We start from the raw sequence: 24,531 nt of genomic DNA, 5'->3' as shown, positions 1-24,531 counted from the left end.
GCGACGTCACCACCTTGTCGAAAAACGGCCGAGCATTGTATCGCCCCGGGGGCTGGTTATCCACACCCCCGACGCCTCTCCACGGCCTGTGGAAAAGTAGGCCGATGATAGGCTGACTTCCTCGGGGTGGAACTGTGTGCAACCGGCGGCTGTGTAGAAGATCATCTTCCATCCACAGGATACCCCACTCTCACGCACCCTTCATCCCGCCATTGTCCACAGCCGTATCATCTCTTTAAATCCTTGTGAATGTTAATGTTAATTGACTTATCCACAAAATGGCTCCCCAGTATTAATAACAACGTACTACAGGTTATAAACATTGTAATTATGGTAGCCGGACATAGGCAGCGAACGGGTTGTGCGAGCCGCCTGCCGCTCCTCGTGTGAGCAAATCGGGGCAACGGCATCCGGGCAATCGAGCGATCGACACACAGAAAAATTGCACCGCCCGGAGGAAATCACTACAATTTCCGGTCTTGAACCGAATACGCTCGGGTTCCCAGCGGGAATCCAGGCGCCTCGAAAACGACGAATCGTCCAGAAAACCACGTGGGAATAACGAGTTATGAAACGCACCTTTCAGCCCAGCGTCCTGAAGCGTAAGCGTACGCACGGTTTCCGTGCCCGGATGGCCACCAAGAATGGACGTGCCGTCCTGGCGCGTCGTCGCGCCAAGGGTCGCAAGCGCCTGAGCGCCTGATCACGGACCCTGCGTGCCCCGTCAGTCGTTTCCCCGCCGTCTGCGCCTGCTGACGGCAGGGGACTATCGCCAGGTCTTCGAGAATGCATCCTTCAAGGTGCATGGCAAGGGGCTGATGGCACTGGCCACGCCCAACGATCTGGGGCATCCCCGCATCGGCCTTGTCATCAGCAAGAAGAGTCTGCGCCGTGCCGTGGACCGCAACCGCGTCAAGCGGCTGGTGCGTGAGTCGATCCGGTTTCAACAGCATCGTCTCCCGGCCGTCGACATCGTGATACTCTCGCGACGCGGCGTGGGCGATCTGGACAACGAGACCCTGCACCGGCAGCTGTTCGGGATGTGGCGACGACTGACACGCGAGGCCCAGAAGACGCCCGCAGGACACCCGTCATCAAGCGTCGCGCCGTCTTCATCCGATCGGAGCCCGCGTAAGCATGAGCACATCCCTTCGCAAGGCTAGGCTTGACGCAGCCGGGGCAACCCTCGAGAGTCCGTGTTCGGAATTCAGCCTGCCATCGGCAGGCTTTTGTCTATCTCGGGCGGCTGAATCGCCTTCCGCCCCTGGCATGTTCACTTCCCACTGGGCAGAACCTTCATGGACGTAAAACGACTCCTATTGCTGATTCCACTGGCGGTGCTCGCCTATTTGATCGTCGTGCAGTGGAATCAGGACTATGGCCAGACGGCCGTCGAGCCGCAGGCTCCCTCCTTCACCAGCAATCAGCCCGGAGGCAACGATTCCCTGGCCGAAGGCGCCGCGGATGGCCTGGCGGTTCCGGCAACGAGCAGTGGCAATGGCATGACCGAGGCCATGCCCGACGAGCCGGAATCGGCCGCCAGCCGCGATCTGGTTGCCGTGATGACCGACGTGCTGGACCTGCGCATCGACCCCCAAGGCGGCGATATCGTCTATGCGGCGCTGCCCCAGCACAAGCTGACCCTCGACTCGGACCGCTCCTATGTGATGCTCTCCGACGGCGAGACGCGCAGCTACGTGGCACGCTCCGGGCTGCAGCTGGACGGCCAGTCGGGACGCATCGCCTACGCTCCCGAGAAGACCGAGTATCGCCTGGCCGAGGGTGACAAGCGCCTGGAGGTCGATCTGGTTGGCGAGGTCAACGGCATCCAGGTGACCAAGCGTTTCACCTTCGAGCGCAACAACTATGCGGTGGACGTCGAATACTTCCTGGCCAACACCAGCGCGGAGCCCGTCTCGGCCCGCTTCATCGGCCAGCTGGCCCGCGACAACAGCAGCGATCCTTCCAGTGGTCCCAAGATGGGCATGCGCTCCTTCCTTGGCGCGGCCTATTCCACCCCCGAGGATCGCTACCTGAAGGTCGACTTCGAGGATATCCAGAAGGGTAATTTCGAGAACCGCGAGGCCGAGGGCGGCTGGGTCGCGATCATCCAGCACTACTTCGTCAGCGCCTGGGTTCCGTCCCAGAGCCAGCAGAACCTCTACTACGCCACCACCGACTCCCGGGGGCGCAATGTGGCCGCCTTCGCCGGCCCGGTGACCCAGGTAGCCGCCGAGGGCGAATCTCGCCTCGCCGCCACCCTCTATGTGGGCCCCAAGGTGCAGGACTACCTGGAAGCCGTGGCTCCCAACCTCAACCTCACGGTCGACTTCGGCTGGCTGTGGTTCATCGCCAACCCGCTGTTCTGGCTGCTCGACAAGATCCATGACGTGGTGGGCAACTGGGGCTGGTCCATCGTGCTGCTGACCATTCTGGTCAAGGCCGCGCTGTGGCCACTCTCCGCCAAGGCCTACAAGTCCATGGCCCGCATGCGCAAGCTGGGCCCGGAGATGCAGCGCCTCAAGGAGCAGTACGGCAGCGATCGCCAGAAGATGTCCCAGGAGATGATGAAGTTCTACCAGAAGGAGAAGATCAATCCTCTGGGTGGCTGCCTGCCGATCCTGGTGCAGATGCCGGTGTTCATCGCCCTCTACTGGATGCTGCTGGAGTCCGTGGAGCTGCGCCATGCGCCCTTCATGTTCTGGATCCAGGATCTCTCGGTGAAGGATCCGCTGTTCATCCTGCCGATCCTGATGGGTGCCTCCATGTTCGTGCAGCAACTGCTCAACCCCACCCCGCCGGATCCCATGCAGGCGAAGATCATGCGCATGCTGCCCATCGTCTTCACCTTCTTCTTCCTGTGGTTCCCGGCCGGCCTGGTGATCTACTGGGTGGTGAACAACATCATCTCCATCGCCCAGCAGTACGTGATTACCCGCAAGATCGAGAACGACCCCAGCGTGGGCAAGGGCATGAAGACCAAGTGACCGAGCTCGCCTGAGCGACTCCCTGGACCCCCGCCCCGAGCGGGGGTCTGGCGTTTCAGGGGAGCCGCAACGACAATGCTGGCATCACGCCGAGGAGACCCCCCATGGCCCCGCTTCACGACCAGGACACCATCGCCGCACTGGCCACACCGCCGGGACGCGGCGGGGTCGGTATCATCCGCGTCTCGGGCCCGCTCAGCGCGACGCTCGCCGAGGCGATGATAGGCCAGTGCCCCGCGCCACGCCGCGCCCATTACGGGCCCTTCCGGGGCGAAGAGACGGTACTCGACGAGGGCATCGCGCTGTTCTTCCCGGGTCCACACTCCTTCACCGGCGAGGATGTCCTGGAACTGCAGGGCCACGGTGGACCGGTGATCATGGACCTGCTGCTGGAGCGCTGCATCGCGCTGGGCGCGCGCCCGGCCCGCCCGGGCGAGTTCTCCGAGCGCGCCTTCCTCAACGACAAGCTCGACCTGGCCCAGGCCGAGGCGATCGCCGACCTGATCGACGCCAGCTCCCGTGCCGCCGCCGAGAACGCCCTGCGTTCCCTGCAGGGAGACTTCTCGCGCCGGGTCGAGGGCCTAGTGGAGCGCCTGATCGAACTGCGCATCTATGTGGAGGCGGCCATCGACTTTCCCGAGGAGGAGATCGACTTCCTGGGGGATGGCCGCGTCACCGAGATGCTCGCCAGCGTGCTGCAGGAGCTCGCCGCGGTGCGTGCCGCCGCCGGCCAGGGTGCACTGATGCGCGAGGGCATGAGCGTGGTGATCGCCGGTCGCCCCAATGCCGGCAAGTCCAGCCTGCTCAACGCCCTGACCGAGCAGGAGACCGCCATCGTCACCGACATTGCCGGCACCACCCGCGACGTGCTGCGCGAACACATCCATATCGACGGCATGCCACTGCATATCATCGACACCGCCGGCCTGCGCGACACGCCGGACGCCGTGGAGCAGATCGGTGTGGCTCGCGCCTGGGCAGAGATCGAGAAGGCCGACCGGGTGCTGCTGCTGGTTGATGCCGCGGCCACCGACGCCACCGACCCGATGGCGATCTGGCCCGAGTTCGTGGCCCGGCTACCCGACCCCTCGCGGCTGACCCTGGTACGCAACAAGATCGACGCCAGCGAGGAGCGCCCGGGACTCGACTTATCCACAACCACTCCCATCGTCAGGCTCTCCGCGAAGACCACAGAGGGTGTGGATAACCTGAAGGCGCACCTCAAGGAGGTGATGGGCTTCAATGCGACGGCAGAGGGACGCTTCTCGGCCCGCCGCCGCCACCTCGACGCCCTGGATCGCGCCGAGCGGGCGCTTCACAACGGCGAGGCCCAGCTCTCGGGCTTCGGGGCCGGCGAGCTGCTCGCGGAGGACCTGCGCGACGCCCAGCAGGCACTGGGCGAGATCACCGGGGAGTTCAGCGCCGACGACCTGCTCGGCGAGATCTTCGGCAGCTTCTGTATCGGCAAGTAGGCAGGCCTACTCGCCGACCCACCAGTCGCCGCGATAGCTCGCCGCACCGCTCAGCAGCGGGGCTACCCGCCCCATGGCCGCGGCGAGACGCTGGTCGAGTCCCCACGGCGGGTTGACCACCAGCATGCCACTGCCGAACATGCCGCGCGCCTCGTGGCCCGGCGCCTGCAGGCGAAATTCGCTGCGCCATACCTTGCGTACGCCACCGGCCTTCACGGCATCGAGCAGCTCGTGGTGCCGGCCTGCCGGCAGCAACGGGTACCACACCAGCACCACGGCATGCCGCGCCTTGTGCAGTGTCGCCAGCAGCGCCTGGGCCACCTCGACATACTCCTGCTTGCGCTCGTAGCTCGGATCGATCAGCACACACAGGCGCGGCGTCTTCACCGGCAGGCGGTCGACGAGACCCTTCAGTCCGTCGCCATGAATCGTGCGGATATCCCCCTCCAGCGGCTGGCCCGCCAGATGGGCATGCTCCCCGGGATGCAGCTCGAAGAGCAGCTGGCGGTCACCGGAGCGCAGTCGCCGCCCCATCCACCAGGGTGACCCCGGATAGAGGGTCAGGTGGCGGGGGTCCGGCTGCGCCTCCACCAGCGCCGCCAGCCAGCCGCCCAGCAGTTCCTCAGCCATGAGCGAATCGCGTCCCTCCCACAGGGGCAGGACGCCCTGGCGGTATTCATGCAGCCGGGATGTCTCCTCAGCGGCCAGGGGATAGAGGCCGCGACCGGCATGAGTATCGATGAACGTAATCGATGATTCTTTACGTAATAGATAATCGATGACCCCATGCAGGGTCAGATGCTTGTGAACGTCGGCGAAATTACCGGCATGGTAGGCGTGCTGGTAGGAGAGCATGGCTGCGGATCCGCGTATCGGCAGGGTATAGAAAGGGCCCGCCACAGGAGTGGCGAGCCCGACGGTTACCGCTGGGTATCGAGGTAGCGCTTACTCGAAGCGGCTCTCGATGGGAGAGAGGGTGATCTCGACGCGACGGTTCTGGGCACGCCCCTGCTCGCTGTTGTTGCTGGCCACCGGCTGGCTCTCGCCATAGCCGGTCATGTTCAGGCGGCTACCGGCGACACCGGCCTGGGCCAGGTAGTTGCCCACCGCCTGGGCACGGCGCTCGGAGAGCCGCTGGTTGTAGGTGGCATCACCGGTGCTGTCGGTATGTCCCCCGATATTGACGCGGGTATCGTCGTACTGGGTCAGCACCCTGGCCACATCGTTGAGGGCGTTGCTTGCGCTGAGGGTCAGCTCGCTGGAGTCGAAGCCGAAGGTGACCTCGCTGGGCATGTTGAGCACGATATCGTCGCCGCGACGATCGACACCGATGCCGGTGCCCTGAGTGCTCTGGCGAAGCTGCTGCTCCTGTCGATCCATATAGGCACCGATACCGGCACCCGCGGCGGCACCCACGGCGGCACCCACCAGGGCACGGTCGCGGCGACTGGTGCTGCCGTCGCCGCTCAGTGCGCCGGCGGCGGCGCCGACCACGGCACCGATGGCGGCACCGGTGCCGGTCTGGTTGCGGTCGGTCTGGCCGCTGTAGGGGTCAGTGGTGGCACAGCCGGCCAGCAGCACGGCAGCGGCCAGCGGGGCCATGAAACGAAGTGGCTTGGTCATCGTGGTGTTCTCCTTGGTTTGGGTCATTGGTCATTGGCCCGTTCGTTCATCCCTGGGGCCGTCAATGGCAGCGATTGCGATGAGCGTAGCACAGGCACCATCAGGACTCGTCGATGGACGCCAGCAGTTCGTTCAAGAATAGTAGACCTCGGGGGGAAGCTTGAACCCTTTGGCCATCTTCCACCAGAAGTCCTTTTTTGCGTGCGCTGGCGAGACGTTCGACCAGCACCGCTTCCGGCAGGCCGGTGGTCTCGCTCCATAGCGCCAGTGGCACACCCTCGGGCAGCCGCAACGCGTTCATGGTGAATTCCAGCGGCAGGTCGGTCTCGTCGACGGGATGCACATCGGCCACGAACCCTCGCGGATCGTGACGCCGCCGCAGATAGGCCTCGGGCTGGCGGCTCTTCCAGCGTCGTTCGATGCGCAAGCGGCCATCCTCGCCCGGGGCGCTCAGTTTGCCGTGGGCGCCGGCACCGATGCCCAGGTAGTCGCCGAACCGCCAGTAGTTGAGGTTGTGGCGTGAGCGGCGCCCCTCCCGGGCATAGGCCGAGATCTCGTAGCGATGGAATCCCGCCGCCTCGAGGCACTCATGGCCTTGATCCTGGATCTCCCACAACGCCTCCTCCTCGGGCAGGAGCGGCGGGTAGCGGTAGAACTCTGTATTGGGCTCCAGGGTGAGCTGGTACCAGGAGAGGTGTTCCGGCTCCAGCGCCAGGGCATGCTGAAGGTCCTTCAACGCCAGTTCCGGTGTCTGCCCGGGAAGCCCATGCATGAGGTCGACGTTGAGGTTGTCGAAGCCCGCCTGGCGCGCTTCGGAAAAGGCCGCCTCCGCATCATCACCGCTGTGGATGCGCCCCAGTGCCGTGAGCTGTGGCGTCTGGAAACTCTGCACGCCCAGCGACAGGCGATTGATGCCCGCCTCGCGGTAGCCGGCGAAGTGACCGCGCTCCAGGGTACCGGGATTGGCCTCGAGGGTGATCTCGATATCGTGGGCCAGGGGCAGGCGCTCGGCCACGCCTGCCAGCAGGCGCCGGTAGAAGTCGGCGGAGAGCAGGCTCGGCGTGCCGCCCCCGATAAACAGGCTAACCAGCTCCCGCTCCGCGGCCAGCGGCAGGTCGGCATCGAGGTCAGCGAGCAGGGCGGCGAGATACGCCTCCTCGGGCAGGCCGGCGGAGCGGCCGACAGCGTGGGAGTTGAAGTCGCAGTAGGGGCACTTGCGCACGCACCAGGGCACGTGCACATAGAGGGCCAGCGGGGGGAGCGCCAGGGGTGGCAGTGCCATCAGTGGCTCCCGTGGTCCTGGCGGAACTGCTCGACCAGGGCCTGCAGGGCCCGGCCGCGATGGCTCAGCCGGTTCTTCTCCGCCGCCGGCAGCTCGGCCACGCTCATGCCCTGGTCGGGCAGCCAGAACAACGGGTCATAGCCGAAGCCTCCCTCGCCGCGCGGATGGGCCAGGATCTCGCCCTCCCAGCTGCACTGAACGATCCGCGGCACGGGATCCTCAGGATGACGCAGATACACCAGCACGCACCAGTAGCGCGCGCTGCGAGCTCCCTCGGGCACCTCGGCCAGCGCCTCGAGCAGGCGCGCGTTGTTACGCTCGTCGCTCTTCGGCTCGCCGGCATAGCGGGCGGAATAGATGCCGGGGGCCCCGTGGAGGGCATCGACCTCCAGGCCGGAATCATCGGCCAGGGCCGGCAGGCCACTGACGCGGCTGGCCTCGCGCGCCTTGAGCAGGGCGTTCTCGACGAAGGTCAGGCCGGTCTCATCCACCTCGGGTACGGCGAAGTCCGACTGGGGGCGCACCTGCATGCCCAGCGGCGCCAGCAGCTGGGCGAACTCGCGCAGCTTGCCGGGATTGCCACTGGCCAGCACCAGGCTAGCAATGGGGGTCATGGGATTCCTCTCAGGCAAGCTTCACATGCTCCTCGATAAGGCTCAGCAGGGACTCGGCGGCATTGTCCGCGGTGGTGTCGAGATGGACCAGGTGCAGGCGCTCCTCGTCGGCGAACGGCTCGAAACGTTGCTGCTGCTGGGCCAGCACCGACAGGCTCTCCTCGACGGCCACGCCCTGGCGTGAGGCACGCTTCTCGATACGCCGGCGCAGGGTGGCGTCGTCGGCCTCGAAGCTGACCAGCAGGCAGGGCAGGCCGCGGGCCTCGGCCTGCTGGCGCAGCAGGTCACGCTGGACGCGGGTCAGGCAGGTGGCATCCACGCAGGCCGGGATGCCGGCATCCAGCAGATAGCTGGCGCAGGCGGCAAGCCGGCGATAGGTCGCCGCCGTGGCCGCCTCGCCGAAGATATCCACACCCCCCGAGTCGCCATCGCCCTGTGCATGAATCGAGTCGTCATCGGCCTGGGCGAGTCGCTGCCGCTCGGCCTCGGAGCTGACGCGGATCGCTCCCAGGCCGGTGACCAGTCCGCGGGTAAAGCGACTCTTGCCGCTGCCCGAGACGCCCACGGCGATGATCAGCGGCGGGAAGCGGAACTCGGCGATACGCTCGGCCAGCGCCAGGTAGCGACGACACTCGGCCATGCTCTCGGCCAGCAGGGCCGGGTGTTCCGGGTCGAGCCCCCGGACGGATCGACGACGCAGGGCTCGCCGGGCGGCGGTCAGGGCATGACAGGTGCCGAACAGCGACAGCAGCCGAGAGAGCTCGTAGTCCCCCGAGTGGCGCAGATAGCGATCCAGCGCCAGCCGCGTCAATTCCGGGGTCTCGCGTCCCTCCAGGCCCACCAGCAGCGCCGCCAGGTCGCTGGCGGGATCATCGGCGAGCTCGGCGCCGGCCACCTCCAGGTCTCGCCCGATGGCATTGGCCAGCAGCGGTCTACCCGCGTGGAACAGCCGGCTGGCGGGGTGGCGCAGCGCCCAGCTCGGTACCCGGCGCGCGGCGCGTGCCTCGAGGATGGGCGTCAGGCGCACCAGGTCCTGCTCCAGCCACCCCCCCAGCTGATCGAGGCGCGTGCGCTCCTCCTCATCGAGCAGGGCCTCGCGGATCGCCGCCAGTTCGGCCGCCATGATCCTGGCGAGGGGCTCACCGGCGGCCTGGCCCTCGGCATCATGGGAAGCCGCCCCGCGGTGATAGGCCACCAGAGCATCGATAAGCGATTCCAGTTCCAGACTTTCGCCACTGCCGGCCTTGTCGGCATCCTGGGTATCACGCATGGCGGTTCTCCCGGTGGTGATTCGATGAGGCGTCAGTCCTGACGCTGCTCAGTCCTGACGTTGCTCAGTCTTGACGTTGCATAGCCGCAAAGGCCTTTTCAGCGGCATCCAGGGTGAACTGGATATCCTCCGGCGTGTGAGCGCTGGACATGAAGCCCGCCTCGTAGGCCGAAGGCGCCAGGTAGACCCCCTCGTCGAGCATCGCAGAGAAGAAGCGACGGAAGGCGTCGGCGTCACAGGCGGTGGCCTGGGCGAAGTTGTCGACTCGGCTCTGGCCGGTGAAGAAGAGGCCGAACATGCCACCGGCACGCTGGGTGATCATCTCCACGCCGGCCGCATCAGCGCGCTCCTGGAGACCGTGGCAGAGGGTCTCGACGCGCTGGGCCAGGGCATCATGGAAACCCGGCTCGCGCAGCTTGGTCAGCAAGGCGATGCCCGCCGCCATGGCCAGCGGGTTGCCGGAGAGGGTACCCGCCTGATAGATGGGGCCCAGCGGCGAGATATTGGACATGATGGTCTCGCTGCCACCGAAGGCACCCACCGGCATGCCGCCGCCGACGATCTTGCCCAGGCAGGTGAGGTCGGGGCGCACGCCGTAGTGGGCCTGGGCACCGCCCATGGCCACCCGGAAGCCGGTCATCACCTCGTCGAAGATCAGCACGCTGTCGTGGGCATTGCAGACCCGACGCAGGCTCTCCAGGAAGCCGGGCTGGGGCGGGATGCAGTTCATGTTGCCGGCCACCGGCTCGACGATGATGCAGGCCACCTGGTCACCGATCTCCTCGAAGCACTGCTCCACGGCATCGATATCGTTGTAGGACAGGGTGATGGTGTGCTCGGCCAGGGACGCCGGCACGCCGGGAGAGCTCGGCTCGCCGTGGGTCAGCGCCCCGGAGCCCGCCTTGACCAGCAGCGAGTCGGAGTGGCCATGGTAGTTGCCCTCGAACTTGACGATCTTGTCGCGGCCGGTGACACCACGCGCCAGGCGGATCGCCGACATGGTGGCCTCGGTGCCGGAGTTGACCATGCGCACCATCTCGATGGAGGGGATCATCTCGCAGATCAGGTCCGCCATGGTGGTCTCGATGGCGGTGGGGGTGCCGAAGGAGAGGCCGTTGTCGAGCCGCCCACGCACCGCCCCCAGCACGTCCGGATCGGCATGACCGGTAATCATCGGTCCCCAGGAGCCCACGTAGTCCACGTAGCGCTGGCCTTCCACATCGAACAGGTAGGCGCCCTGGGCGCGTTCCATGAATATCGGCGGACGCTGCAGCCCCTTGAAGGCGCGTACCGGGGAGTTGACCCCACCGGGGATATGCCGGCAGGCCTGGGCGAAGAGCTGGGCGGAGGTCGTCATGTCGTGTCGTGTCCTCGAGGCTGTGGATAATTCTCTGGATAAGCTATTCACAGGAAGTGAAGTGGCGGCAATTTCCGCCGATCTGAGCGCCGCGGCGGCATGCCTGAACATTGCCCCCATTCTCGATGCTCCGGCCGCCAAAGGCCAGACCCCCCTCAGGGAGAAGCGGGTGATGCGACGCTCGCCACCGTCGGCAGTCGCCAGAGGCGACGAGGCAGCGCCTGGCCCTCGCCGGGCCGCCAGCCGTGGGCCAATGCCTCCCAGGTGAATGCCTGTGCCTGCTCGCAGGCCATCACCAGTGACTCCCCGACGGCCAGACGCGACGCCAGGAAGGCCGCCATGGTGCAGCCTGAGCCGTGATAACGCCCCGCAAGCCGCGGCCAGCTCCACTGGCGACTCTGGTCCGGGGCATGCAGCGTATGCGCCACGCGCTCCGCCGGTACCCCCGGCGCCGGGTCATCGGTGCCGGTCACCAGCACCGCCTGACAGCCCAGGCGCATCAGCGCCACGGCCCGCTCGGTATCCTGCAGCAGGCTTGGGGAGAGCCGCGCCAGCTCCCCCCGGTTGGGGGTGAGGATATCCACACGCGGCAGCAGCCGCTCGCAGTAGGCATCGACGAGCTCGGTTGTGGATAACTCCCTGCCGCCGCCGGCAGACAGCACCGGGTCGGCCACCACCGGCACCCCGGGAAAGCGCCGGAGGATGTCGGTGATCGCATCCAGGGTCGCCAGGTCGGCCACCAGGCCGATCTTGATCGCCGCCACCGCGAACTCGTCGAGGGCGGCAACGCTGGCGCGCATGACCTCGGGATCGGCGGGGATCACCCGCGAGACATCGCTGCAGGACTGCACGGTCAGGGCGGTTGGCACGGTCAGCGCCCAGCCGCCGCCGGCGGCAACCGCCTCGGCATCGGCCACCAGGCCGGCGCCGCCGGTAGGGTCGTGGCCGGCGAGCACCAGCACGACCGGCAGATGGGGGTCGTGGTCCGTGATGGCTGCCATCAGAACGGCTTGAGCACGGCGAGGAAGATGATGATCAGCAGGGCAATCACCGGCAGCTCATTGAACCAGCGGAAGAACACGTGGCCACGCTTGCAGCGCGCCTCGGCGAACTGCTTCAGGTAGATCAGGCAGACATGGTGATAGCCCACCAGCAATACCACCAGCAACAGCTTGGCGTGGATCCAGCCCTGGGTCAGCCAGCCGGGATTGAGCACCAGCATGACGCCGCCGAACAGCAGCACAGCGATCATGGAGGGGGTCATGATGCCGCGATAGAGCTTGCGCTCCATGACCAGGAAGTGATCGATCGCCTGCTGCTCGCCGCGGTCGCGCGCCATGGCGTGATAGACGTAGAGCCGCGGCAAATAGAAGAGGGCGGCGAACCAGGTCACCATGGCGATCAGGTGCAGGGCCTTGAACCACAGGTACATGCAAGCTCCTTGCGGGTCGGGGGAAAGGGCGTAGCGTCAGTGATCGACGCGGTAGAATCGCTCGATGGCGCCACGGGTGATGATACCGGAAATCCGCTTCTGCTTCGGCCGATGGCCGTGCTCCACGTAGAGGGCATCGAGCATCGAGTCATTGAGCTTGCTGAAGGCCTCCGACAGGGTAGCCTGCAGCCCGATCGGGGCCAGCTCCAGGCGCACGCCGGGAATCTCCAGCAGGTCGATCAGGGATGTCTCGTCCTCCGCTGGGTCGCCCTCGAAGGCCTGCCCGGCACTCGGTCGAGCCGCTATCGCTTCGCCCCCCTCGGCGTGGGACGCCACCTGGTCACTGGCCGCCTGCTCGGTGAGCCAGCGGGCCAGGTCGGCGGCCTTGAGCGCCAGCACCGGCTTGTCGTCGCTGGAGCGCTCGATCAGGATCCACACAGGCTCCGACTCCAGCAACCCGCGTGCCTTCTCGGGGGACACCATGCGCTGGGTGCGCACCAGCCGGCGCTCCATTACCGCCGGCACCGAGACGCGTGAGAGCGCCTGCATCAGCGGCTGCTGGAGGGGGTGCAACCCCTGGCGCGTAACGCTGATGAAGAACCCACCGCAGCGACACAACTGGCGCGCGGTCAAGCAGGAGACCACCACCGCCAGCATGCCGGGCAGGATGATATTCGGGTTGTGGGTCAGCTCGAGCAGCGCCATCAGCGCCGCCAGCGGCGCCTGCAGTACCGCGCCCATCATCGCCGCCATGCCGAGCATGGCGTAGAGTGCCGGATTGGAGGCCTCGATGGGCAGCAGCCATTGGCCGGTCATGCCACATAGCGCACCGGCCGCGCCGCCGACCACCAGCACCGGGCCGATGATGCTCACCGGAATCCCGCAGGCCACGGTGCCAGCGGTGAGCAGCAGCTTGCCAATGGCCACGGCGAGCAGCACGTCCACCGCCACCGAACCGCTGAGGGTGGCCTGGAGGGTGTCATAGCCCATGCCCTGCACCTGAGGATACCACCAGGCCACGGCGGCCACGGCACCGCCGGCCATCAAGAAGCGTAGCGCCATCGGCAGGCGCTCCAGGCGCGGCCCCAGCCGCGATACCCTGACGAACAGGCCGGCCAACAGGCCGATCACCAGGGCGCTGACGATGATCCAGGGCAGGTCGAGCAGGGAGTTGAGGTGCAGGTCGGGCACGCCGATGGCGGGGTCGGGACCATAGACCAGGTGGGCTACCACCGCGCCCATGGTGGAGGCCAGGATCACCGGCATGAAGCCGATGATGGTGTACTCCATCATCACCACTTCCATGGCGAAGATGACCCCGGCGATGGGTGTGTTGAAGGAGGCGGCGATGCCCGCCGCGGTACCGCAGGCGACCAGCACCCGCAGGCTGTTATGGGGCAGGCGCAGGTGCTGGCCCAGGCCGCTGGAGGCGGCGGCCCCCAGGTGAATGGCCGGCCCCTCGCGGCCGGCGGAGAGTCCCCCCAGCACCGAGATCAGGCCCACCACCCATTGGGTCAGCCAGTTGCGCAGCGGGAAGCGTCCCTGGTGATAGGCCAAGCGGTCGATCACGTGCACCACCCCAACCTGGCGGCCGACCTGGGGGGTGAGCCACATCCACAGGCCGATCAGCAGCGCCGCCCCCAGCGGCAGCAGGCTGCGCAGCACCGGCGACAAGGATTCGAATGCCTCGGGGTTGTCGGTGGGAAACAACCACAGCCCGCCCAACGCCAGCAGGCTGCGGAACCCCACCATCAGGATACCGGTCAACACCCCTGCCACGACGCCCAGGACGCAGAGTTGCGGCAGGGCATCCACATTGGCAAGCTGATGTCGAAAGCGCTCCAGTCCTTGACCAGCATCGAGGCGAGGCAAACGCGGCACGTCGCGGCTTCCTTTAAGACTGAGTAACGACCCTTCCGGTCCTCCACCTGTGTATCATATCCCCAGGGCGATGACAGCCCGCCGCTTGCGGAGCGTCCTCCCTTTATTTCGTCAATCAAGGAGACTCACGTGATCAAGGTCGGAATCGTCGGCGGTACCGGTTACACCGGCGTCGAACTGCTCAGGCTACTGGCCCAGCATCCGGAGGTGGAGGTCGAGGCCATCACCTCGCGCTCCGAGGCCGGCCTGGGTGTCGCCGAGCTCTACCCCAACCTGCGCGGACACTATGACGGCCTGACCTTCAGCGAGCCCGACGCCGAACGCCTGGGCGCCTGCGATGCGGTGTTCTTCGCCACCCCCCATGGCGTGGCCCACGCCCTCGCCGGCGAACTGCTGGAACGCGGCACCCGGGTCATCGACCTCTCCGCGGACTTCCGCCTGCGTGATGCCGCGGAGTGGGCGGAGTGGTACGGCCAACCCCACGGCGCTCCCGAGCTGCTCGCCGAGGCCGTCTATGGCCTGCCCGAAGTCAATCGGGAGCGCATTCGCGGCGCACGCCTGGTGGCCGTCCCCGGCTGCTACCCCACCGCCGTGCAGCTGGGCCTGCTGCCGCTGCTGAAGGCGGGGCTGATCGATGCCGGGCATGTCATCGCCGACTGCAAGTCAGGGGTCACCGGCGCCGGCCGCGGTGCCAAGGTACCCTCGCTGCTGGCCGAGGCCAGCGAATCCATGAAGGCCTACGGCGCCTCGGGCCATCGTCACCTGCCCGAGATTCGCCAGGGTCTCGGCGACGCCGCCGGCCAGGCGGTCGGCCTGACCTTCGTTCCCCATCTGGCACCGATGATCCGCGGTATCCATGCCACCCTCTACGGTCGCCTCACCGGCGATCCCGGCGATCTCCAGGCACTGTTCGAGACTCACTTCGCCGGCGAGCCCTTCGTCGACGTGATGCCCGCGGGCAGCCACCCGGAGACCCGCAGCGTCAAGGGCGCCAACCTCTGTCGACTCGCCGTGCACCGCCCCGGCGACGGCGATACCGTGGTGGTGCTTGCGGTGATCGACAATCTCGTCAAGGGTGCTTCGGGCCAGGCGATCCACAACCTCAACCTGATGTTCGGCTGCGACGAGAACGCCGGCCTGGCTGCCCCCGCCCTGATGCCCTGATCCGGCTCTCCCACCAGACATTGAGGGCGCCAGGGAAGGTCCCTCCCCGGAAAGTTGACCCTTTTACTGGGGTTTGCGGATAATGACCGGTCAAGCTTCCATCCTTTGGAGTCCACCATGAGCGAAGCCGAATCCTTCGTCCCTACGCCCCTGATGCTGTCCAGCAGTGCAAGGGCCCGGCTGCGCACCCTGATTGCGGAAGAGGGCAACAGCGCGCTGAAGCTGCGGGTCTACGTCACCGGTGGTGGCTGCTCGGGTTTCCAGTACGGTTTCGATTTCGCCGACGAGACGGCCGATGACGACACCGTCATCCCGTTCGGCGACGTGGCGCTGGTGATCGACCCGCTCTCCTATCAGTATCTGGTCGGCTCCACCGTTGACTACGAGGAGGGGCTGGCCGGCGCCCGCTTCCTGATCCAGAACCCCAATGCCACCACTACCTGCGGCTGTGGTGCTTCCTTCATGGTATAGCGGCGCCTTCCCCATGCGTGGACCGTGAGCGACCCCGACTTGACGCTCTGGGGGAATCTCGCCAAGGTTGAAACGGCTGAAACGGCGAGTCCCATCAGAAAAGTCCTAAGAACGGGGAATCTCATGAAACAATCGACTCTGGCTTCACCCTTCCTGAAGCACTCCCTCCTGGCCAGCGCCCTGGCACTGGGCACCGGCCTGGCAGGCACAGCCCTGGCCCAGGACACCACCGTCAACGTGGTCACCGACCCCAGCTTCGTGCCCTTCGAGATGCTGGATACCGAGACCGGTGAGATGATCGGCTTCGACATGGACATCATCCACGAGGTCGCCGAGCGCGCCGGCTTCGAGGTCAACCTCACCACCATGGAGTTCAACGGCATCATCCCGGCCATCCAGACCGGCAGCCAGGAGATCGCCATCGCCGGTGTGACCATCACCGAGGAGCGCGCCAAGATCGTCGACTTCTCCGATCCCTACTACGACTCCGGCCTGCGCATCATGGTGCGTGCCGACAACGATGACGTGGAGACCATCGAGGATCTCGAGAACCTGAACGTGGCCACCAAGATCGGCTCTACCAGCTACGACTTCCTCCAGGAGAATCTGGGCGATGGTGCCGAGATCACTCCCTACCCGGGCACCTCCGACATGTACATGGCGCTGCTCGGCCGCAACGTCGACGCCGCCTTCTACGATGCGCCCAACGTCGGCTACTTCGCCAAGACCCGCGGCGAGGGCCGCACCAAGGTAGTGGGGCCCCTCTACGAGGGCCAGCAGTACGGCATCGTCTTCCACCAGGGCAGCGAGTGGGTGGAGCCGGTCAACCAGGCGCTGGCCGAGATGCGGGAAGACGGCACCTACGACGAGATCTACACCAAGTGGTTCGGCGAGGCGCCCAGCGACGACTGAGGCGACTCCCCACCCGATATCATCGCCCTATTGGGCGATGCGAGAGTCCGCGGGGCCGGGCGGTGTGACCACCCGGCCCCGTGTCGTTCAACGCTCCCGGAGACCTCCTCGTGGACGTGACCTTTCAATTCGACTGGGCGGCCGCCTTCAGCTCGATACCCTACCTGTTGCCGGGCATTCCCTGGACGCTGCTGATCTCCTTCGGTGGCCTCGCCATCGGCTTCGTGATCGGTATCGTCTTCGGCCTCATGCGCATCAGCCCGCTCTTCTGGCTGCGTCTGCCCGCCATTTTCTATATCGAGGTGTTTCGCGGCACTCCCATCCTGGTGCAGGTGCTGTTCATCTTCTACGGCCTGCCACAGATCCTCGGCGAGCCGATCAACGCCCTTACCGCGGGGATCGCGGCCATTGCCGTCAACTCCGGCGCCTATATCTCCGAAGTGGTCCGGGGCGGCGTGCAGTCCATCGAACGCGGCCAGCGCGAGGCCTCGCTCTCCCTGGGCCTGTCCCGTAGCCAAGCCTTCCGCTACGTGATCTGGCCCCAGGCCCTGCGCCGCATGATCCCGCCGCTGGGCAACCAGGCCATCATCAGTATCAAGGACACCTCGCTGTTCTCGGTGATCGGGGTGGGCGAGCTGGTGCGTCAGGGGCAGATCTATATCGCCACCACCTTCACCGCCATGGAGGTATACCTGATGGTGGCACTGCTCTACCTGGCCATCACCTGGACCCTGTCGATCCTGCTGCGCCAGCTCGAGCGGCGTGGCCTGGTCGGCCAGTGATCGGGTCAACACAGAGCAAGGGAGGCCAATCACATGACACAGAACGAGAACCCGACCACCGCCATCGTCCGCATGGAGAGGGTCAACAAGCACTTCGGCAAGCTGCACGTGCTCAAGGACATCGACCTCGAGGTGATACCCGGCGAGGTGGTAGTGATCATCGGCGCCAGTGGCTCCGGCAAGTCGACCCTGATCCGCTGCATCAACGGCCTGGAGGAGTTCCAGGGTGGTCATATCGAGGTGGATGGCAACGAGCTGACGCCCCATGGCAAGAGCGGCCGCGCGTTGCAGAAGATCCGTACCGAGGTCGGCATGGTGTTCCAGCAGTTCAACCTCTTTCCCCACCTGAGCGTGCGCGACAACGTCACCCTGGCGCCCATGAAGGTGCGTGGCTGGAGCCAGGAGGACGCGGTGGAGACCTCCGAGCGCCTGCTCGAGCGAGTCGGCATCGCCGACCAGGCCGACAAGTACCCGACCCAGCTCTCGGGTGGCCAGCAGCAGCGCGTCGCCCTGGCCCGCGCCCTGGCCATGGAGCCGCGGCTGATGCTGTTCGACGAGCCTACCTCGGCGCTGGACCCGGAGATGATCGGCGAGGTGCTCGACGCCATGCGCGAGCTGGCTCGGGAGGGCATGACCATGATCATCGTCACCCACGAGATGGGCTTCGCCCGCGAAGTGGCCGATCGCGTCATCTATGTCCACCGGGGAGAAATCGTCGAGGAGGCCCCGCCGGAGACGATCTTCGATAGCCCAAGCGATGAGCGCACCCGCAGCTTCCTCTCGCGGGTACTCAAGCACTAGCTCAAGCACCAGAATCGGCTCCACCAGGATGGAAAGGGCCCTGTCGCATCGCGACAGGGCCCTTTTTTGGATCTTCGCACTTTGGCGTGATTCAGGTTGTAGGAGGGATGCTCTGCATCGCGATTGGCGCCGTCAGGCGCCCTGGTGGTGGTGCCTAGCCTCGTGGCATTACCGGGAGGCCTTCGGCCTCCAGTCGCGAGGCGGAGCCTCCCTCCTACTGTTCGCTTTCACGCCAGTCTGCAAAGAACCCCTTTTTTCGCCTGTGGACAGAATTCCCTCCAGGCGCCCCACATCCTGGCTGAGAGCCCCGTGCTGCAGGGGGTCGTGGATAAGAGGCCCAGTTGTTCACAGCCGCGGGCACAAGCAGGGTACCCGCCGGTGGACAAGCCGTGCAGGGTTGGTGGTGTGGACAAGGCACCATTCCATCCACAGGCTCACGACCGCTAGTCCGCAGGCTGTCAGCCTTTTCTCCTGCGTATTATCAACAGTGTAAACTGCTGAAGTAATTGATAGAAAATTACTTATCCACGGGTTTTGTCCACACCAGTAGTTACTACCACAACAGAACTTCTTTATTTATATACTGATATTAATTGATAAGTGAGGTGGGTACCGGCCCGAGCGAGAGGCCGGGTGTGGAAAACCCTGACGATTACCCACAGTCGGTTTATACTGCCGGGCTGATTTCACCCCCCTGACAGAAAGACAGGCGCCCCGGCGCCAACGAGGTGCACCTTGGATTACCCCGACCGCTTCGACGTCATCGTCATCGGCGGCGGCCATGCGGGAACCGAAGCCGCCCTGGCCGCCGCTCGCATGGGCTCTCGTACCCTACTGCTGACCCACAACATCGAGACCCTCGGCCAGATGTCCTGCAATCCGGCCATCGGCGGCATCGGCAAGAGCCACCTGGTGAAGGAGGTCGATGCCCTGGGCGGCGCCATGGCGCTGGCCACCGACCTTGGTGGGATCCAGTTCCGCGTGCTCAACGCCCGCAAGGGCCCCGCAGTGCGCGCCACCCGGGCCCAGGCCGATCGAGTACGCTACAAGGCGGCCATCCGCGGCCTGCTCGAGAACCAGCCCAACCTGACGCTGTTCCAGCAGGCTGCCGGCGACCTGATCGTCGACCACGACCAGGTACGAGGCGTGGTCACCGAGACCGGCATCCGCTTCCTCGGCGAGACCGTGGTGCTGTGCACCGGGACCTTCCTCGGCGGGGTGATCCATATCGGGCTCGACAGTACCCGCGGCGGTCGCGCCGGCGACCCGCCCTCCAACCGCCTGGCCGAGCGGCTGCGTGCCCTGCCGTTCCGGGTCGATCGCCTCAAGACCGGTACCCCGCCGCGCCTCGATGCCAGGAGCCTGGACTTCACGCTGCTGGAGGAGCAGCCGGGCGACACCCCGACCCCGGTGATGTCGTTCATGGGCAATCGCGACCAGCACCCTCACCAGGTCAGCTGCCATATCGCCCATACCAACGAGCGCACCCACGAGATCATCCACGCCAACCTCGACCGTTCGCCGATGTACTCCGGGACGATCGAGGGGGTCGGTCCACGCTACTGCCCCTCCATCGAGGACAAGGTGCATCGTTTCGCCGACAAGGCGAGCCACCAGGTCTTCATCGAGCCCGAGGGGCTCGATACCCACGAGCTCTACCCCAATGGCATCTCCACCTCGCTGCCGTTCGATGTGCAGCTGCAGGTGGTGCGCTCCATGCGCGGGCTGGAGAATGCCCATATCACCCGGCCCGGCTACGCCATCGAGTACGACTTCTTCGATCCGCGAGACCTGCGGCACTCGCTGGAGACGAAATACATCGGCAACCTGTTCTTCGCCGGCCAGATCAACGGCACCACCGGCTACGAGGAGGCCGCTGCCCAGGGGCTGCTGGCGGGTCTCAACGCCGCGCGCCGGGCACAGGGGCTCGAGGCCTGGTGCCCGGGTCGCGACGAGGCCTATCTCGGCGTGCTGGTGGACGACCTGATCACCCTGGGCACCCGCGAGCCCTACCGCATGTTCACCTCCCGGGCCGAGTACCGCCTGCTGCTGCGCGAGGACAACGCCGACCTGCGGCTCACCGAGATCGGGCGCACATTGGGGCTGGTGGACGATGCCCGCTGGGCGGCCTTCAACGAGAAGCGCGAGGCCATCGAGCGCGAGAGCGCCCGGCTCAAGGCCAGTTGGGTGCAGCCCGGTAGCGAGGCAGCGCAGCGTATCGCCGAGAAGACCGGCAAGGAGCCGACGCGTGAGTACAGCCTGATGGATCTGCTCAAGCGTCCGGAACTGGGCTATGCCGACGTGGCCGACCTGCCGGGAGTCGACGGTCAACCGTTGAGCGACGAGGCGGCCGCCGAGCAGGTGCAGATCCAGGCCAAGTACCAGGGCTACATCGACCGCCAGCAGGAGGAGATCGCCAAGCTCAAGCGCCACGAGGCGACTCCGCTGCCGGCCGACCTGGACTATGCCCGGGTCGAGGGGCTCTCCCACGAGATCCGCCAGAAGCTCGCCGAGGCGCGCCCCGAGACTCTGGCCCAGGCCGCACGCATTTCCGGGGTCACCCCGGCGGCGGTGTCGATCCTGTTGATTCACCTCAAGAAGCGTCGACTCCTCGACGATCGCAAGGCGGCCAACGCATGACGGCAAGCAAAGACGGCGTGGCGACGCGCCTCGACCAGGGACTCGAGCAGTTGGGCATCGTCGTGGACCCCGAACAGCGTCGTCGGCTCCTCGACCTGGTCGGGCTGTTGCACAAGTGGAACCGCGCCTATAACCTCACCGCGATACGCTCTGCCGAGGAGATGGTCTCGCGCCACCTGCTCGACAGCGCCGCAGTACTGCCCTATTTGAGCGCTGGGACACTGCTCGATGTGGGGGCCGGACCGGGCTTCCCGGGGCTGGTGCTGGCGATCCTCAAGCCCGAGCTGGAGGTGACCCTGCTCGACAGCAACGGCAAGAAAGTACGCTTCCAGCGCCAGGCGGTGATGGAACTGGGCCTCACCAACGTGACGCCGGTGCAGGCACGCATCGAGGCCTTCGAGGAGCGCTACGACCAGGTCATTTCGCGGGCCTTCGCCAGCCTCGGCGACTTCGTTTCGCTGACCCGTGACTGCGTGGCCCCGGGCGGGCAGTGGCTCGCCATGAAGGGGCCGGCCGTGGATGAGGAGCTTGCCGGCTTGCCGGCGGAGGTCGCGCCGGTGGCCCGCCATCTCCTCGAGGTGCCCTTCGAGGTTGGCACACGCCTGCTGGTGGTGCTCGAGCGCCGGACACGAGTCCCGGCTCCCTGACAACCCGCGTTTCCTCGCAACGGAGTTGCCCGTGACCAAGATCATCGCCTTGACCAACCAGAAGGGTGGCGTCGGCAAGACCACCACCGCGGTCAATCTCGCTGCCAGCCTGGCGGCGCTGGATCGTCGTGTGCTGCTGGTCGACCTCGATCCCCAGGGCCATGCGACCATGGGCAGTGGCATCGACAAGCACGAACTGGATGGCAGCGTGCTGGAGGTGCTGCTGGGCGAGCGCGATGCCGCCGGGGTGATCCTCGACTGCCCCGAAGCCGGCTATGCCCTGCTGCCGGGCAACGGCGACCTCACCGCGGCCGAGGTGGCGCTGCTGGATCGCGAGGCGGGGCGCGAGCGCTGTCTGGAGAACGCCCTGGCCGGCGTCGCGGACGAGTACGACGTCGTGCTGATCGATTGCCCGCCATCGCTCAACATGCTCACCGTCAATGGCCTGACCGCCGCCCATGGCGTACTGATTCCGCTGCAGTGTGAGTTCTACGCCCTGGAGGGCCTCTCGGCGCTGCTCGACACCGTGGAGCAGATCAAGGACAGCGTGAACCCCCGGATCGAGGTCTACGGCATCCTGCGCACCATGTTCGATGCCCGCAACAGCCTGACCCGCGACGTCACCAAGCAGCTGCGCGACTACTTCGGCGAGACCCTGCTCAAGGCCACCATCCCGCGCAACGTGCGGGTCGCGGAGGCGCCCAGCCACGGCCTGCCGGTAACCAAATATGCGCGCTTCTCGCGGGGCAGCCAGGCCCACCGGGTGCTGGCCAAGGAACTGATTCGGCGCCTGTCGCTGTAACCCTGTTGTGCAACATCAGTGATGAGGGAATGTCGATGACGCGTAAACGCGCCCTGGGACGAGGCCTGGATGCCTTGATCGGTGGTAATGCCCGCCGTCGCGAGAGCCTCGACCTGCCCGAGATGGAACTCGCCGATGGCGAGGTGGCGGCCAGCACCCCGTCTGCCGAACCGGCACCGGCCGAACGCCTCGAGCGCCTGCCGCTGGGACAGCTCTCCCGCGGCAAGTACCAGCCGCGCCGCGACATCCAGCCCGAGGCGCTGGAGGAGCTGGCCGACTCGATTCGTGCCCAAGGGGTGATGCAGCCCATCGTGGTGCGCCCCGTGGCCGAGGACCGCTACGAGATCATCGCCGGCGAGCGCCGCTGGCGCGCCGCCCAGCTGGCCGAGCTCGACGTGATCCCCGCGGTGATCCGCGAGGTCAGCGACGAGGTGGCCCTGGCCCTGGCGCTGATCGAGAACATCCAGCGTGAGAACCTCAACCCGATCGAGGAGGCGATGGCCCTCAAACGCCTGCTGGAGGAGTTCGAGCTCACCCAGCAGCAGGTGGCCGACGCGGTGGGCAAGTCCCGGACCCAGGTCACCAACCTGCTGCGCCTGCTGGCTCTCGACCCCGAGGTACAGACCCTGCTCGAGCGCGGCGACCTGGACATGGGCCACGCCCGCGCCCTGCTCGTGCTCTCTGCGGCCAAGCAGCGCCGGGCCGCCCACGAGGTGGTCAACCAGGACCTCACCGTGCGCGCTACCGAGGCGCTGGTGAAGCGTCTCGCCGAGGGAGGGAGCAGGACGGCCGAGCAGGCACCCGTAAGCCCCGATGTCGCGCGCCTGGAGACGCGTCTCGGCGAGGTACTCGGCGCGCCGGTAAAGATTCAGCATGGGCGTGGCGGCAAGGGGCGCGTCACCATTCGCTACTCGAGCCTCGACGAGCTGGATGGCATCCTGGAACATATTCGGTAGGCGATGCGGCATGATACGCGTCAAGCTGTCGACAACTTCTGCGCCTTTGGTCGAGAAATGATCGAAAATCAGGCCGAAAGCATGATGCCTCAGTTGAAGCCCCGAGGGGGCTTCCCTATAATCCGCGGTGGTTTTGGCCTGGCGCCAGGTCCGCCCGAGGGGGCGGTGAGAAGACGATGAGGCATACCGTCACCCGCCGGCGTACCATGGGCTGGCGCCTGCTGCGGCTGGAAGCATTGGGAATGCTCGTCGTGATCACGGGGGCGGCCCTGCTCGGCGGCATCGAGGCGGGACAATCCGCGTTTTCAGGCGCCCTGGTGGGGCTGGTTCCCCAGGCATTCTTCGTCTGGCGTAGCAGCCTGGCGCGAGGAGGGAGACAGGCACATCGGTTCGTGATGAACCTTTACCGTGCGGAAGCGGGCAAGTTTGGTTTGACGGTGGCACTGCTGGCATTGGTCTTCGTGGCCGTGCCCCCCTCAAACCCGATTTCTTTCTTCAGCGCATACGTGGCGACCCACCTCATGCCCTGGCTGGCAATATGGCTTAGGCGCGAGCGGTCGACCCCTTAACCGAGGTGAACTTCGCATGGCAGCAGGCAGTGATAACACGGCGGCTAACTATATACAGCACCACCTCCAGAACCTGACCTTCGGCCACCACCCCGAGAATGGCTGGTCGCTGGCGCATAGTGGTCAAGAGGCCAGCGAGATGGGCTTCTGGGCCATTCACCTGGATACCATGGGCTGGTCCATCGCCATGGGCGTGCTGTTCATCTGGTTGTTCCGCAAGGCCGGCAAGATGGCGACCACCGGTGTTCCCGGGCCGCTACAGAACTTCGTGGAAGTGGTCATCGAGTTTGTTGAGCTTACCGTGCGTGGCGCCTTCCATGGCCGCAACCCGGTGATCGCTCCCCTGGCATTGACGCTGTTCGTCTGGATCTTCCTGATGAACCTGCTCAAGCTGATCCCGGTGGATTATGCGCCGGAGCTGTTTGCCCGCCTCGGCATCAACTACATGAAGATCGTGCCCACCACCGATCCCAATGCCACCCTGGGCATGGCCATCGGCGTGTTCGCCCTGATCATCTACTACAGTCTCAAGGTCAAGGGAGTGGGTGGCTTCGCCAAGGAGCTCTCGCTGACGCCCTTCAACCACTGGTCGCTGATCCCCTTCAACCTGGTGATGGAGACCATCGGACTGCTGGTCAAGCCGCTTAGCCTCGGCCTGCGTCTGTTCGGCAACATGTTTGCCGGTGAGGTGATCTTCATCCTGATCGCCCTGTTGCCCTTCTGGGTGGCGTGGACCCTGAACGTGCCCTGGGCCATCTTCCACATCCTGATCATCACCCTGCAGGCCTTTATCTTTACCGTGCTGTCTGTCGTCTACCTGAGCCAGGCTCACGAGCACCACTGAAGTCGAACCCCTTGCAACACCCTTA

At 65.9% G+C, this 24,531-nt stretch carries 24 protein-coding genes; 15 read left to right on the top strand and 9 right to left on the bottom strand.

What is annotated here, in order from left to right:
* Positions 1–568 precede the first annotated feature (568 nt).
* The 4 genes from rpmH (at position 569) to mnmE (ending at position 4,459) form a co-directional block, all read left to right on the top strand.
* Positions 569–703: a 50S ribosomal protein L34 gene (gene rpmH / locus NFH66_RS17655; protein ID WP_023005112.1), complete on the top strand. Its 135-nt coding sequence runs from the start codon at positions 569–571 to the stop codon at positions 701–703.
* 13 nt (positions 704–716) lie between these two features.
* Positions 717–1,163, top strand: a complete 447-nt coding sequence (gene rnpA, locus NFH66_RS17650; protein WP_349611611.1) for a ribonuclease P protein component — start codon at positions 717–719, stop codon at positions 1,161–1,163.
* A gap of 135 nt (positions 1,164–1,298) precedes the next feature.
* Complete coding sequence (gene yidC / locus NFH66_RS17645; protein WP_349611610.1) at positions 1,299–2,987, top strand: membrane protein insertase YidC; 1,689 nt, start codon at positions 1,299–1,301, stop codon at positions 2,985–2,987.
* Positions 2,988–3,091: 104 nt separating this feature from the next.
* A complete protein-coding gene (gene mnmE, locus NFH66_RS17640) occupies positions 3,092–4,459 on the top strand; it encodes a tRNA uridine-5-carboxymethylaminomethyl(34) synthesis GTPase MnmE (RefSeq protein WP_349611609.1) in 1,368 nt (455 codons plus the stop codon).
* Positions 4,460–4,465: 6 nt separating this feature from the next.
* Here mnmE and NFH66_RS17635 read toward each other — a convergent pair whose 3' ends face one another.
* The 9 genes from NFH66_RS17635 to NFH66_RS17595 form a co-directional block, all read right to left on the bottom strand.
* The gene (locus NFH66_RS17635) at positions 4,466–5,314 is read right to left on the bottom strand and encodes a 23S rRNA (adenine(2030)-N(6))-methyltransferase RlmJ (protein WP_349611607.1); all 849 of its coding nucleotides are present in this window, start codon (positions 5,312–5,314) and stop codon (positions 4,466–4,468) included.
* 90 nt (positions 5,315–5,404) lie between these two features.
* The gene (locus NFH66_RS17630) at positions 5,405–6,082 is read right to left on the bottom strand and encodes a YiaD family glycine zipper/OmpA-like lipoprotein (protein WP_349611606.1); all 678 of its coding nucleotides are present in this window, start codon (positions 6,080–6,082) and stop codon (positions 5,405–5,407) included.
* Positions 6,083–6,182: 100 nt separating this feature from the next.
* Complete coding sequence (gene hemW / locus NFH66_RS17625) at positions 6,183–7,364, bottom strand: radical SAM family heme chaperone HemW (protein ID WP_349611605.1); 1,182 nt, start codon at positions 7,362–7,364, stop codon at positions 6,183–6,185.
* Positions 7,364–7,978 (bottom strand): RdgB/HAM1 family non-canonical purine NTP pyrophosphatase, encoded by a 615-nt coding sequence (rdgB, locus tag NFH66_RS17620; RefSeq protein ID WP_349611603.1) that lies wholly within the window; start codon positions 7,976–7,978, stop codon positions 7,364–7,366. The genes hemW and rdgB overlap by 1 nt, the downstream gene beginning before the upstream one ends.
* Before the next feature lie 10 nt (positions 7,979–7,988).
* Complete coding sequence (locus tag NFH66_RS17615) at positions 7,989–9,248, bottom strand: P-loop nucleotide/nucleoside kinase family protein (protein ID WP_349611601.1); 1,260 nt, start codon at positions 9,246–9,248, stop codon at positions 7,989–7,991.
* Between the two features lie 64 nt (positions 9,249–9,312).
* Positions 9,313–10,605, bottom strand: coding sequence for a glutamate-1-semialdehyde 2,1-aminomutase (hemL, locus tag NFH66_RS17610; RefSeq protein ID WP_161431925.1), 1,293 nt, complete (start codon positions 10,603–10,605; stop codon positions 9,313–9,315).
* A gap of 155 nt (positions 10,606–10,760) precedes the next feature.
* The gene (gene thiD / locus NFH66_RS17605; protein WP_282040508.1) at positions 10,761–11,606 is read right to left on the bottom strand and encodes a bifunctional hydroxymethylpyrimidine kinase/phosphomethylpyrimidine kinase; all 846 of its coding nucleotides are present in this window, start codon (positions 11,604–11,606) and stop codon (positions 10,761–10,763) included.
* Positions 11,606–12,037, bottom strand: coding sequence for a protoporphyrinogen oxidase HemJ (gene hemJ / locus NFH66_RS17600; RefSeq protein WP_349611599.1), 432 nt, complete (start codon positions 12,035–12,037; stop codon positions 11,606–11,608). The genes thiD and hemJ overlap by 1 nt, the downstream gene beginning before the upstream one ends.
* Positions 12,038–12,073: 36 nt before the next feature.
* Entirely contained in the window at positions 12,074–13,918 is a 1,845-nt protein-coding gene (locus tag NFH66_RS17595) for a chloride channel protein (RefSeq protein WP_349611598.1), read from the bottom strand.
* A 129-nt stretch (positions 13,919–14,047) separates the two neighbouring features.
* On the opposite strand from NFH66_RS17595, the gene argC reads away from it, so the two are divergent.
* The 11 genes from argC to atpB all read left to right on the top strand — a co-directional run bounded on the left by argC (position 14,048) and on the right by atpB (position 24,506).
* Entirely contained in the window at positions 14,048–15,082 is a 1,035-nt protein-coding gene (gene argC / locus NFH66_RS17590) for an N-acetyl-gamma-glutamyl-phosphate reductase (RefSeq protein ID WP_349611597.1), read from the top strand.
* 117 nt (positions 15,083–15,199) lie between these two features.
* Complete coding sequence (gene erpA, locus NFH66_RS17585; RefSeq protein ID WP_349611595.1) at positions 15,200–15,553, top strand: iron-sulfur cluster insertion protein ErpA; 354 nt, start codon at positions 15,200–15,202, stop codon at positions 15,551–15,553.
* 123 nt (positions 15,554–15,676) lie between these two features.
* Positions 15,677–16,465, top strand: a complete 789-nt coding sequence (locus NFH66_RS17580; RefSeq protein WP_349611594.1) for a transporter substrate-binding domain-containing protein — start codon at positions 15,677–15,679, stop codon at positions 16,463–16,465.
* 110 nt (positions 16,466–16,575) lie between these two features.
* Positions 16,576–17,247, top strand: coding sequence for an amino acid ABC transporter permease (locus tag NFH66_RS17575; RefSeq protein ID WP_349611593.1), 672 nt, complete (start codon positions 16,576–16,578; stop codon positions 17,245–17,247).
* Between the two features lie 33 nt (positions 17,248–17,280).
* On the top strand, positions 17,281–18,048 hold the full coding sequence (locus NFH66_RS17570) for an amino acid ABC transporter ATP-binding protein (RefSeq protein WP_349611592.1): 768 nt from the start codon (positions 17,281–17,283) through the stop codon (positions 18,046–18,048).
* Between the two features lie 735 nt (positions 18,049–18,783).
* Positions 18,784–20,688 carry a tRNA uridine-5-carboxymethylaminomethyl(34) synthesis enzyme MnmG gene (gene mnmG / locus NFH66_RS17565; RefSeq protein ID WP_349611591.1) on the top strand — a complete coding sequence of 635 codons (1,905 nt, stop codon included), beginning with the start codon at positions 18,784–18,786 and terminating at the stop codon, positions 20,686–20,688.
* Positions 20,685–21,335, top strand: coding sequence for a 16S rRNA (guanine(527)-N(7))-methyltransferase RsmG (rsmG, locus tag NFH66_RS17560; protein ID WP_349611590.1), 651 nt, complete (start codon positions 20,685–20,687; stop codon positions 21,333–21,335). The genes mnmG and rsmG overlap by 4 nt, the downstream gene beginning before the upstream one ends.
* A gap of 31 nt (positions 21,336–21,366) precedes the next feature.
* Positions 21,367–22,137 carry a ParA family protein gene (locus NFH66_RS17555; RefSeq protein ID WP_161431915.1) on the top strand — a complete coding sequence of 257 codons (771 nt, stop codon included), beginning with the start codon at positions 21,367–21,369 and terminating at the stop codon, positions 22,135–22,137.
* A 35-nt stretch (positions 22,138–22,172) separates the two neighbouring features.
* Positions 22,173–23,093: a ParB/RepB/Spo0J family partition protein gene (locus NFH66_RS17550; protein ID WP_349611589.1), complete on the top strand. Its 921-nt coding sequence runs from the start codon at positions 22,173–22,175 to the stop codon at positions 23,091–23,093.
* 176 nt (positions 23,094–23,269) lie between these two features.
* Complete coding sequence (locus tag NFH66_RS17545; RefSeq protein WP_349611587.1) at positions 23,270–23,662, top strand: ATP synthase subunit I; 393 nt, start codon at positions 23,270–23,272, stop codon at positions 23,660–23,662.
* 16 nt (positions 23,663–23,678) lie between these two features.
* On the top strand, positions 23,679–24,506 hold the full coding sequence (gene atpB / locus NFH66_RS17540) for a F0F1 ATP synthase subunit A (RefSeq protein WP_349611586.1): 828 nt from the start codon (positions 23,679–23,681) through the stop codon (positions 24,504–24,506).
* The last annotated feature ends 25 nt before the right edge of the window (positions 24,507–24,531 follow it).

Source organism: Halomonas sp. H10-9-1, from assembly GCF_040147005.1.
In the GTDB taxonomy this organism is placed as follows: domain Bacteria; phylum Pseudomonadota; class Gammaproteobacteria; order Pseudomonadales; family Halomonadaceae; genus Halomonas.
Note: the sequence above shows the minus strand (reverse complement) of the source record. Positions and strands in the feature narration are given on the sequence as shown.

Coding starts and splice junctions, on each gene's coding strand:
- rpmH (WP_023005112.1), top strand. CDS start 569: ATGAAACGCACCTTTCAGCCCAGCGTCCTGAAGCGTAAGCGTACGCAC.
- yidC (WP_349611610.1), top strand. CDS start 1,299: ATGGACGTAAAACGACTCCTATTGCTGATTCCACTGGCGGTGCTCGCC.
- mnmE (WP_349611609.1), top strand. CDS start 3,092: ATGGCCCCGCTTCACGACCAGGACACCATCGCCGCACTGGCCACACCG.
- NFH66_RS17635 (WP_349611607.1), bottom strand. CDS start 5,314: ATGCTCTCCTACCAGCACGCCTACCATGCCGGTAATTTCGCCGACGTT.
- NFH66_RS17630 (WP_349611606.1), bottom strand. CDS start 6,082: ATGACCAAGCCACTTCGTTTCATGGCCCCGCTGGCCGCTGCCGTGCTG.
- hemW (WP_349611605.1), bottom strand. CDS start 7,364: ATGGCACTGCCACCCCTGGCGCTCCCCCCGCTGGCCCTCTATGTGCAC.
- rdgB (WP_349611603.1), bottom strand. CDS start 7,978: ATGACCCCCATTGCTAGCCTGGTGCTGGCCAGTGGCAATCCCGGCAAG.
- NFH66_RS17615 (WP_349611601.1), bottom strand. CDS start 9,248: ATGCGTGATACCCAGGATGCCGACAAGGCCGGCAGTGGCGAAAGTCTG.
- hemL (WP_161431925.1), bottom strand. CDS start 10,605: ATGACGACCTCCGCCCAGCTCTTCGCCCAGGCCTGCCGGCATATCCCC.
- thiD (WP_282040508.1), bottom strand. CDS start 11,606: ATGGCAGCCATCACGGACCACGACCCCCATCTGCCGGTCGTGCTGGTG.
- hemJ (WP_349611599.1), bottom strand. CDS start 12,037: ATGTACCTGTGGTTCAAGGCCCTGCACCTGATCGCCATGGTGACCTGG.
- erpA (WP_349611595.1), top strand. CDS start 15,200: ATGAGCGAAGCCGAATCCTTCGTCCCTACGCCCCTGATGCTGTCCAGC.
- NFH66_RS17580 (WP_349611594.1), top strand. CDS start 15,677: ATGAAACAATCGACTCTGGCTTCACCCTTCCTGAAGCACTCCCTCCTG.
- NFH66_RS17570 (WP_349611592.1), top strand. CDS start 17,281: ATGACACAGAACGAGAACCCGACCACCGCCATCGTCCGCATGGAGAGG.
- rsmG (WP_349611590.1), top strand. CDS start 20,685: ATGACGGCAAGCAAAGACGGCGTGGCGACGCGCCTCGACCAGGGACTC.
- NFH66_RS17550 (WP_349611589.1), top strand. CDS start 22,173: ATGACGCGTAAACGCGCCCTGGGACGAGGCCTGGATGCCTTGATCGGT.
- NFH66_RS17545 (WP_349611587.1), top strand. CDS start 23,270: ATGAGGCATACCGTCACCCGCCGGCGTACCATGGGCTGGCGCCTGCTG.
- atpB (WP_349611586.1), top strand. CDS start 23,679: ATGGCAGCAGGCAGTGATAACACGGCGGCTAACTATATACAGCACCAC.